Source organism: Malikia granosa (assembly GCF_002980595.1).
GTDB lineage: Bacteria > Pseudomonadota > Gammaproteobacteria > Burkholderiales > Burkholderiaceae_C > Malikia > Malikia granosa.
In genome coordinates this window covers 1-1,191 of the sequence record NZ_PVLQ01000127.1, presented here as the reverse complement: position 1 = coordinate 1,191, position 1,191 = coordinate 1, and the positions used below count along the sequence as shown (strand labels likewise).

The 1,191-nt window shown below is 63.5% G+C and carries 1 protein-coding gene; it reads right to left on the bottom strand.

The window, feature by feature from the left end; genetic code table 11:
• Entirely contained in the window at positions 1-1,191 is a 1,191-nt protein-coding gene (tuf, locus tag C6P64_RS17440; protein ID WP_105749800.1) for an elongation factor Tu, read from the bottom strand.

Here is a 1,191-nt window from a genome sequence, read left to right as displayed (position 1 = left end):
TCAGTCGATGATCTTGGCAACGACGCCGGCGCCGACGGTACGGCCGCCTTCGCGGATGGCGAAGCGCAGACCTTCTTCCATGGCGATCGGGGCGATCAGCTTGACGGTGATCGACACGTTGTCACCCGGCATGACCATTTCCTTGCCTTCCGGCAGCTCGATGGAACCAGTCACGTCCGTGGTACGGAAGTAGAACTGCGGGCGGTAGTTGTTGAAGAACGGGGTGTGGCGGCCACCTTCGTCCTTGGACAGCACGTAGACCTCACCGGTGAAGTGGGTGTGCGGCTTGATCGAACCCGGCTTGCACAGCACTTGGCCGCGCTGGACGTCTTCGCGCTTGGTGCCGCGCAGCAGGATGCCGACGTTGTCGCCAGCCTGGCCCTGGTCCAGCAGCTTGCGGAACATTTCCACGCCGGTGCAGGTGGTCTTCTGGGTGGTCGAGATACCGACGATCTCGATTTCCTCGCCGACCTTGATGATGCCGCGCTCGATACGGCCGGTCACCACGGTGCCGCGACCCGAGATCGAGAACACGTCTTCGACCGGCATCAGGAAGGAGCCGTCCACGGCGCGCTCGGGCGTCGGGATGTAGCTGTCGAGTGCGTCAGCCAGCTTCATGATGGCTTCTTCGCCCAGCGGGCCGGTGTCGCCTTCGAGGGCCAGCTTGGCCGAACCCTTGATGATCGGGGTGTCGTCGCCCGGGAAGTCGTACTTGGAGAGCAGCTCGCGCACTTCCATTTCGACCAGTTCCAGCAGCTCTTCGTCGTCCACCATGTCGGCCTTGTTCAGGAAGACGATGATGTAGGGCACGCCGACCTGACGCGACAGCAGGATGTGCTCGCGGGTCTGGGGCATCGGGCCGTCAGCGGCCGAGCAGACCAGGATCGCGCCGTCCATCTGGGCGGCACCGGTGATCATGTTCTTGACGTAGTCGGCGTGGCCGGGGCAGTCAACGTGAGCGTAGTGGCGGTTGGCCGTCTCGTACTCGACGTGGGCGGTGTTGATGGTGATGCCGCGAGCCTTCTCTTCCGGAGCCGCGTCGATCTGGTCGTAAGCCTTGGCGGAGCCGCCGAACTTCTTGGCCAGCACGGTGGTGATGGCGGCGGTCAGCGTGGTCTTGCCGTGGTCAACGTGACCGATGGTGCCGACGTTGACGTGCGGCTTGGTCCGTTCGAATTTCTCTTTTGCCAT